At 39.7% G+C, this 3904-nt stretch carries 2 protein-coding genes; both read right to left on the bottom strand.

Annotated features, from left to right (window positions below; translation table 11 throughout):
- Positions 1 to 16 precede the first annotated feature (16 nt).
- Positions 17 to 2521 (bottom strand): prolyl oligopeptidase family serine peptidase, encoded by a 2505-nt coding sequence (locus GQR46_RS17260; protein ID WP_165741707.1) that lies wholly within the window; start codon positions 2519 to 2521, stop codon positions 17 to 19.
- 132 nt (positions 2522 to 2653) lie between these two features.
- Complete coding sequence (locus GQR46_RS17255; RefSeq protein ID WP_165741705.1) at positions 2654 to 3829, bottom strand: endonuclease/exonuclease/phosphatase family protein; 1176 nt, start codon at positions 3827 to 3829, stop codon at positions 2654 to 2656.
- Between the last annotated feature and the right edge of the window lie 75 nt (positions 3830 to 3904).

The following is a 3904-nucleotide window of genomic DNA, read 5'->3' as shown; positions in this document are numbered from 1 at the left end:
CTTTAAGAATTAGAGATTAAAGCGTTTCTTTAAATAATTTATGAATACGGCGATATTCGTCTAACCAACTTGAAGGCTGTACAAAACCATGTGGTTCAACAGGGAATATAGCTGTTTCAAAGTTTTGCTTTTCTAGCTCTATTAAGCGCTGTACTAAACGCACTGAGTCTTGAAAAAACACGTTATCGTCAACCATGGGTGCGTTAATTAATAAACGTTTGTTTAAACCCTCAGCGTAATAAATTGGCGAGCTGCGCTCATATGCAATCGGGTCAACATCAGGATGGTTTAATATATTAGCCGTATAACCTGTGTTGTAATGTGCCCAGTCGGTAACAGGTCGTAGTGCTGCACCCGATTGAAATAACTCAGGCGCGGTAAACAATGCCATAAAGGTCATAAAGCCGCCGTATGAGCCACCATAAGTACCAACTGCTTTGGTATCAACGTTGGCATTTTGCGCCATCCATTTAACGCCATCGGCTAAATCTTGTGTTTCAGGTGTGCCCATTTGACGATAAATCGCGGTGCGCCAATCACGGCCGTAACCTTTAGATGCGCGGTAATCCATATCCATTACTATGTAACCTTCATCAGCGAGCAATGAATGGAACATAAATTCACGAAAATAAACCGAAAACCCCATATGTGAGTTTTGTAAGTAACCCGCGCCGTGATTAAAAATAACCGCTTTGCGGTTTTTACCTACTTCACCCTCAACGTAATCAGCTGGGTAATACACTTTTGCGTATATAGGTTGATCAGTATGGCTCGATGGCACAGCAACAATTTTAGGGGCTGTTAGCTTTTTAGCTAAAAACTCATCCGACACAGTATGCGTTAATCGCGTTGCTTTCGTATTGGCTTGAGCATCTGCTACATAAAGCTCATTAGGCTTGGTAATTGTAGAGTGCTTAAGGAGTAACTTAGTTTCATCTGGGCTTAACGTGTAATCAGTCATGCCATTTAAGTCAGTAACTTGCTCGCTATTACCTGTTTGCGGGTTAACACGGTAAATTTCGTACAGGCCTGGGTGCTCAACATTCGCTTTGTAATAAATTGCGCTGTCGTCGCTGGTAAGCGTTAAGTTAGAAACCTCAAATTGGCCTTGTGTTAGCACAGTTGCTTTGCCGTTAATTGGTTTTTTATAAAGCTGGCTATAACCCGACTCTTCCGATAGGTAATAAAGCGTGTTCGAGTTATGTAACCAGCCAAAGTCGTTAAACGCATAAGCAATCCATGCATCGTCATGAAGGCGATGTTGCGACACAAGTTTGTTGCTTTTAAAATCAACGGTAGCAAGCCAGCGGTCTTTGTTGTCCCATGCTTCGAGCATGACAGCTACTTGCGAGCCGTCATCGTTCCATACTATTGGGCTTTGCTCAAAACCCCAGTCCATAATAAGGTTAATGCCACGAGGCGCCTTTTTAGACTTATATGTTTTACCATCACGTGCATAATTTTCTTTTTTAACTGCGGCTAAAACATCTTCATCAAAGCCCGGTAAGGTATTAAAGCTAAGTGATGTTTGCTCTTTGTTAGTTAAATTGATGTACACAAGCTTTGAGGTTTCTTCTTTAGCATCGGCTACACGGCGGCGTGCTTTTTTAGGTTCTATAGTGGCGTCATTTGTAATGTAGTTAGGCATAATATCGCCATCACCACGCCAATCTGTTTGCTTTTGTACAACGACTAACAGCGCATCACCATTTGGCGAAAGCTGTGCTTCTGCAACTTTATTACCCTCACCTAAGTAGTAAGCTGTGTTAGCAATTGAATCGTTTTGTTCATTAATTTGCTCATTACGTGCTTGCTTAACTTTTTTATTTTTTTGTTGAAGCGCCACAAACTTAATCAATTTATGCTGCTCTTTAGCAATATACGTGCTTGGCTCTTCAATCCCTTTTGGCTCATCAGCAAGTTTTAAGTTAGCAAGCTCGCTCGTTAAGCCTGTTTTTAAATCAACTTTAAAAAATACATTGCCTTGGCGGTAAACTAAATCGCCATTATTTAAAAATTGTGGTTTAGATTCGCTTGCTGATGTCGCTGTAATTTGTTTAAGTTCACCGGTTTTTAGGTTTTTAACAAACACATTGCCTTTAAACGTGTAGGCCGCCATTGTTTTATTTTTTGAATAAACGACTTTATTTGAACCCACAGTATGAAGTTTATTAAGTGCAATTTGCTCTGCTGTTTGGCTAGTAACAGATTGGCTAAATAAATCGCGTAGTGTATTACCTTGCTCTTTTTGAGCATAAATAATAGTAGCCGAATCGCTAGCCCAATAAGCGCTCTCTGGTTGATTGCCCATCCAATCAGGATCGGCCATTGCTTGTTCTAACGTTATTTTTTGTGAGCCGATATCTGCTGGCGTGTTTACAACCGCAGCAACCGATGTTGCTGGTAAAGCACTTTGCTGTGTTGATGAGGTGTTAGCGGTCGCGCTACAACCTGCAAGCATGACACTTGAGGCAACAGCTAAGGCCACTAACGTTTTAGATGAAGAAAAATTAAAAATCATAGTGCTTCTATACGGTTATTATAATTAAGCCGTATTTAAGCAGAAGCACTCAAGTTATTGCAATTTTTTAAGATAAATAGCCATTAAACAGGGTAAAGCTCAGTTTACTAGCGCATCCCCTGTTAATAGGCGTTATTCAACTATTAAATCAAGCCACACCAGTCGATGATCGCTCGATGCGTTTCTGTCTTTAATTAAACGATATTCATTGCTCGTTTTAGTTGGCCAAAACACACCACCGTCTTTAACTTTTAAGCCGTAGTTTGACGGTAGTACGTAATCAACACGCGCTTGCCAATTAGCACTGTAATTTTGTGCATAAGGCACAGCATACTGCTCTTTAGCGCCCTCACTTTTTGGAACAAAGCTTGCATTTATCAATGGGTTTTTAAGCAGTTGGTCGGTGGTATTTGTGCGGGCTTTATCGCCCTCTGGTGCGGCATTTAAATCGCCTAAAATAACAAACCGAGAGTAAGTTTTTAAACCACCCTTTTCGCCTTTATCATCGTAAATATACTTAGCGTTTGAAACGTAATCGGCAATTAACCTTACTTCATCGTGGTTACGTTTGCCGTTTCTATCCTCTTCACCGTCAAATACAGGGGGTGTTGGGTGAGATGCAATAACATGAATGGTTTTATCATTTACGTTAATAGGTAAATCCCAAAACGATTTAGAGCTAAGTCTTAACGCTTGCCATTCTTGAGCGTTATACCAGTTTTCGCCTGTTTTAGGCATTACGGGCATTTGTGCATTTGGCATGTCTTTATATTTAAAGGTTTGAAGGGTTCTTACTTTATCAAAATCGATTGGGTACTTTGACAAAATAGCCATACCGTAATGGCCTTCAAAAAAGCCAAAGCCTTGTGCATCGCCCATCACGCCATTTTTCTTGCCATCGTTATCTAAATCAAACTCGGTAGCTAGGCCTGTATTTACAGGGGCAATATAAGAGTAAGGGTAATTAATAGCGGCTTGTTTTTGCTGACCTACATTTAAATAATGTTGATTAAAGTATTCAATTCCCTGCTCTTTTGGGATGTAATCAAATTCGTTAAGTAAAATAATATCAGGGCGAACACGTTGAATAATTTCTGCTATGTTCTTAATTTGCTGGTGGTTTGCTTTAAGTGCATTAACTAAAGCATCACTTTTAACTTGCTCACCTTTAGGTGTGTGATTAGTTGCATCCATACTTACATTAAAAGTAGCAACACGAAGAGAGTCTGCTGCAAATGCACTGTTACTAAAAAAAGGACTAAAAGAAGCGGCAACAAGTAGTGCGCTATAAATTGCTTTAAGTTTCATTAAATAATTTCACTGTAAAATTTTAGACCCAATCATTATTTCACAATCTAGGTAACCTTGCGCTTTTTTTAAGTA

The organism is Pseudoalteromonas sp. Z1A6, from assembly GCF_011378745.1.
GTDB lineage: Bacteria > Pseudomonadota > Gammaproteobacteria > Enterobacterales > Alteromonadaceae > Pseudoalteromonas > Pseudoalteromonas arctica.
This window is presented reverse-complemented; position numbering and strand designations above follow the sequence as displayed.